This is a genomic window from Roseiarcus sp. (assembly GCF_052145395.1).
Taxonomy (GTDB): domain Bacteria; phylum Pseudomonadota; class Alphaproteobacteria; order Rhizobiales; family Beijerinckiaceae; genus Roseiarcus.
In genome coordinates this window covers 1-4,932 of the sequence record NZ_JBKQOT010000314.1, presented here as the reverse complement: position 1 = coordinate 4,932, position 4,932 = coordinate 1, and the positions used below count along the sequence as shown (strand labels likewise).

Annotated in this window: 3 protein-coding genes; 2 read left to right on the top strand and 1 reads right to left on the bottom strand. The window is 68.8% G+C overall.

Annotation, left to right across the window (positions count from 1 at the left end; translation table 11 throughout):
• Together ACLP25_RS10565 and putA are read left to right on the top strand one after the other, a co-directional pair.
• On the top strand, positions 1–679 hold a 679-nt coding region (locus ACLP25_RS10565), incomplete at its 5' end, for an alpha/beta fold hydrolase (RefSeq protein ID WP_442469151.1).
• Positions 680–747: 68 nt separating this feature from the next.
• The gene (gene putA / locus ACLP25_RS10560; protein WP_442469152.1) at positions 748–4,446 is read left to right on the top strand and encodes a trifunctional transcriptional regulator/proline dehydrogenase/L-glutamate gamma-semialdehyde dehydrogenase; all 3,699 of its coding nucleotides are present in this window, start codon (positions 748–750) and stop codon (positions 4,444–4,446) included.
• Positions 4,447–4,536: 90 nt separating this feature from the next.
• Here the strand turns inward: putA and ACLP25_RS10555 are convergent.
• On the bottom strand, positions 4,537–4,932 hold a 396-nt coding region (locus ACLP25_RS10555; RefSeq protein ID WP_442469150.1), incomplete at its 5' end, for a WS/DGAT domain-containing protein.

The following is a 4,932-nucleotide window of genomic DNA, read 5'->3' as shown; positions in this document are numbered from 1 at the left end:
CAAGCATTTCACCTGCATCTCGCTCGATCCGCGCGGCGCGGGCGAAAGCGACAAACCCGACGGCGCCTATTCGACGGAACTCTTCGCCGATGACATCGCCGCGCTCATGCACGTCATAGGGCTGGAGCGGGCGCATGTCAGCGGCTTGTCACTCGGCGCAGCGACCGGCCTGTGGCTCGCCAGCAAGTATCCCGGGCGCGTCAAGTCCTTGTCTCTCCATAGCTGCTGGACCAGGACCGATCCCTTTCTCAAGACCGTCGTCGAAGGGTGGCAGACGATCGCGAAGGGGCTCGGCAGCGTCCCCGAAATGGTCATCCAAGGCATCTTTCCCTGGTGCTTCACGCCAGAGTTCTACGCCGCCAAGCCCGACACCATCGATCAGCTCGCGGCCTTCGTCCGCAGCCGACCGCAACAGCCGCTCGACGCCTTCGCCCGCCAGGCGAACGCCGTGATCGGGCATGACGCGCTCGCCCGGCTCGGCAGGATCGCCGCCCCGACCCAGATCACCTTCGGCCGGCATGACATGGTCACGTCGACCCGCTTCGCCGAACCGCTGAAGACGGGAATCGGCGGCAGCGAGATCGTCGTTTTCGAGACCTGCGCCCATGCGCCGATCTATGAAAGCGTCGCAGAATTCAACGAGAAGACGCTTGCGTTCTTGCGCGCGCACACGGGCTGAGCGACAGGACGTCGCGGCGGCGAGGGTCTGGGGGCGCGAGATAGGCGCCTGACGCTGGCCGCATTAGGATTGCCGGTCAGCCGCTTGTCGTGCGTCCGGGAATCGCCATGTCCGTCAGTCCTTTCGCCGCGTTTCGTTCCGAGATCGTCGATCAGACCCCCTTGCGCGCCGCGATCACGGCGGCCTATCGACGACCCGAGCCGGAATGCGTGCCGCCGCTCCTCACGCTCGCCGCGCTCACTCCCGGCGAAGCCGAGCGGGTCGAGGCGCTGGCGCGCAGCCTCGTCACCCGGCTGCGGGCGAAGACACGCTCGAGCGGCGTCGAGGGGCTCATCTACGAATATTCTCTGTCGAGCCAGGAAGGCGTCGCGCTGATGTGCCTCGCCGAGGCGCTGCTGCGCATTCCCGACGCCGCCACGCGCGACGCGCTCATCCGCGACAAGCTCGCCCCGGGCGACTGGCGCGCCCATGTCGGCGCCAGCCCGTCCCTGTTCGTCAACGCCGCGACCTGGGGCCTCGTGCTCACCGGGAAACTGGTCGGCACAAGCAGCGAGCAGGGCCTCGGCGCGGCGCTGACGCGGCTCATCGCCCGAGGCGGCGAACCGATCATCCGGGCCGGCGTCGACGTCGCCATGCGGCTGATGGGCGAGCAGTTCGTCACCGGCCGCACCATCGACGAGGCGATAAACGCGAGCCGCGAGCGGGAGGCGAAGGGGTTCACCTTCTCCTACGACATGCTGGGCGAGGCGGCGACCACCGCCGAAGACGCAGCGCGCTATCTCGGCGAATACGAACGCGCCGTGCACGCCATCGGCCGCGCTGCGCGCAAGCGCGGCATCTACGAGGGGCCGGGCGTGTCGATCAAACTGTCGGCGCTGCATCCGCGCTACCAGCGCATCAAGCGCGCGCGGGTCATGAACGAGCTTCTGCCCCGCATCAAACATCTTGCCGCACTCGCCCGTTCCTACGATATCGGCCTCAACATCGACGCCGAGGAGGCCGAGCGGCTCGACCTGTCGCTCGACATCCTCGAAGCGCTGAGCCTCGACCAGGGTCTGGTGGGGTGGAATGGGCTCGGCTTCGTCATCCAGGCCTACGGCAAGCGCTGCGTCTTCGTGGTCGACTGGCTCGTCGACCTCGCCCGGCGCGCTCGCCGGCGCCTGATGATCCGGCTCGTCAAGGGCGCCTACTGGGACTCGGAGATCAAGCGCGCCCAGACGGAAGGACAGGACGGGTTTCCGGTTTTCACCCGCAAGGTCCATACGGACGTCAGCTATCTCGCGGCGGCCCGGAAGCTGCTCGCCGCGCCGGACGCGGTCTATCCGCAGTTCGCGACCCACAACGCTCAGACGCTCGCCTCGGTCCTGACCATGGCCGGGTCGAATTTCTATCGCGGGCAGTATGAGTTCCAGTGCCTGCACGGCATGGGCGAGCCGCTGTACGAGGAGGTGGTCGGACGCGACAAGCTCGACCGCCCGTGCCGGGTCTATGCGCCGGTCGGCTCGCACGAGACGCTGCTCGCCTATCTCGTGCGCCGGCTGCTCGAGAACGGTGCCAACACGTCGTTCGTCAACCGCATCGCCGATGCGAGCATTTCCGTCGACGACCTGGTGGCTGACCCGGTCGCAGTCGCGAGCCGCATTCAACCGATCGGTGCGGCGCACGCGAAGATTCGCTCGCCGCGCGCGCTCTACGGCGCCGAGCGTCTCAACTCGCGCGGGCTCGACCTTTCGAGTGAACATCGGCTTGCGACGCTGGCCGATAGGCTGGAAGCGAGCGGACGCGCCGTCCGTCGCGCCTTCCCTCCAGGCGCCACGGGAAGCGACGCGGGCGATCCGGTGTTGAACCCGGCCGATCACTCGGACGTGGTGGGCCACGTACGCGCCGCGCGACCCGAGGAGATCGCCGCAGCGATCGACGCCGCGATGCGGGTGGGCCCCGCGTGGGCGGCGACGCCGCCAAATGAGCGCGCCGGCGTCCTGCGCGGGGCGGCTGACGCGCTCGAGGCCGCGACGGACGATCTCGTCGGGCTCATTGTGCGCGAGGCCGGAAAGACCTTCGCCAACGCCGTGGCCGAGGTGCGCGAGGCGGTGGACTTCCTCCGCTATTACGCGGCGGAAGCGGTAAGAGTCCTGAATCCTGGCGCATCGCCCGTCGGGGTCGTCGCCTGCATCAGCCCATGGAACTTTCCCCTGGCGATTTTCACCGGACAGGTCGCGGCGGCTCTCGCCACGGGCAACGCGGTCCTCGCCAAGCCCGCCGAGGAGACGCCACTGATCGCGGCCGAGAGCGTCCGGATCCTGCACGCCGCCGGCGTCCCTGAGGACGCGCTCGCGCTCGTTCCGGGCGCGGGCGAGGTCGGCGCGGCGATCGTTCAGGACCCGCGCATTCAGGGCGTGGTCTTCACCGGCTCGACCGCGGTTGCGCGGCTGATCGAGAAGCAACTCGCCGGGCGGCTGACAGGGAGCGGCGCGCCTCTGCCGCTGATCGCCGAAACAGGCGGGATCAACGCGATGGTCGTCGATTCCTCCGCCTTGCCCGAGCAAGTTGCAGCCGACGTCATGGCGTCCGCTTTCGATTCGGCCGGCCAGCGCTGTTCGGCGCTGCGCATCCTATGCCTGCAGGAGGAGGTCGCCGACACGATGCTCGCGATGCTGAAAGGCGCGATGGCGGAACTCGAAGTCGGCGATCCGCGGCGCCTGTCGACCGACGTCGGACCGATCATCACCGCAGAAGCGCGCGGCGCCATCCAGGCTTATGTCGAGGCGATGCGCGGGCGCGGCTTCCCCGTCACCCAGGCTCAGGCGCCCGAGGCGGCGGCGCGCGGGACGTTCGTCACACCGGCGATCATCGAGGTGAACGCGGTCGCCGACGTCGAGCGCGAGGTGTTCGGCCCCGTGCTCCATGTGCTCCGCTACCGGCGCGAGGCGCTCGACGCGTTGATCGACGCCGTCAACGCCGCCGGCTACGGGCTCACCTTCGGCCTGCACACGCGGATCGACGAAACCATCGCGCGCGTCACCGAACGGATCGAGGCGGGCAACATCTACATCAACCGCAACATCATCGGCGCCACGGTCGGGGTGCAGCCGTTTGGCGGCTCGCGCCTTTCCGGAACCGGCCCGAAGGCCGGCGGCCCCTTGTATCTTTCGCGCCTCGTCGCCGAAACGCCTCCCGTCGCGCTGCAAGGCTTCGAGGGAGACGGCGCCGCGCTCGGCGCTTTGCGGGCCTTCATCGACTGGCTTCGCGCCTCGGGCCACGGGGCGGAGGCGGAGCGTTGCGTCGGGCTGATGGCGCGCTCGCCGCTCGGCGCGCGCGTGGAGCTTCCCGGGCCGGTCGGCGAACGCAATGTCTACGCCTTGCGCCGGCGCGGCCGCGTCGCGGCGCTCGCGGACAACGAGAGCGTCGCGCTCATCCAGGTCGGGACAATCCTGGCGACGGGCAATGACGCGGTCGTCAGCCCCGGAGTGGCGCCGGTGCTGGAAAGTCTGCCGCCAGAGTTCGGCCGGCGCATTCAAACGGTCCTAGCGCCTCTCGATGCGCCTTCTCTCGCCAGCGCGCTCATCGCTGGCGAGGCCGAGGTTATCGAAGACGCGTTGCGGCGTCTCGCCGCCCGGCCGGGACCGATCGTCAGAGTCCAGGCCTTGACCTTAGCTCGCCTCGCTGCGGGAGAGGACTACGATCTCTTGTCCCTGGTTGAGGAGCGGGCGACCGCGACCAACACCGCCGCCGCCGGCGGCAACGCCAGTCTGATGGCGATCGGGTGAACAAACCGGCAGCGGATTGAGAGCCCCGGATCGAACGGATCGAAACCGGCTCGCAGGAGACGTCCACGCGGCGGCGCGCCGGCGCTCCGATCAGTCAGTGAGCGCCGCGCCTCGAACCTTCGTCTTCGCCCGACGCGCCTGAGCCGGCGACGGTTTGGCGTCCGCCTCGGCGGGCGGCGGTTCGAGCAGCACGTAGTAAAGGTACTTCTCGAACTCCTCCGGGAAGTGACGCACGACCGCCTCAGGGTGCGGCGTCAGCGCAGCGTCTGTGATGAGGCCGAACTGCACCTTGCCGGCGTAGGACAGGATCGAAACGCCCATGCCTGTGTCGGCCGTCTGGGGCACCCAGAACAGCGACTGTTTGAGGACGCTGCCGGCGACGGTGAGCGGTTCAGGCGCGCCCGGCACGTTGGTCATCACCGCGGTCGAGCGGATGACGAGAAGGTCGAACAGCTGGTCCTGCACAATTTTCGGCAGGTAGCCGAG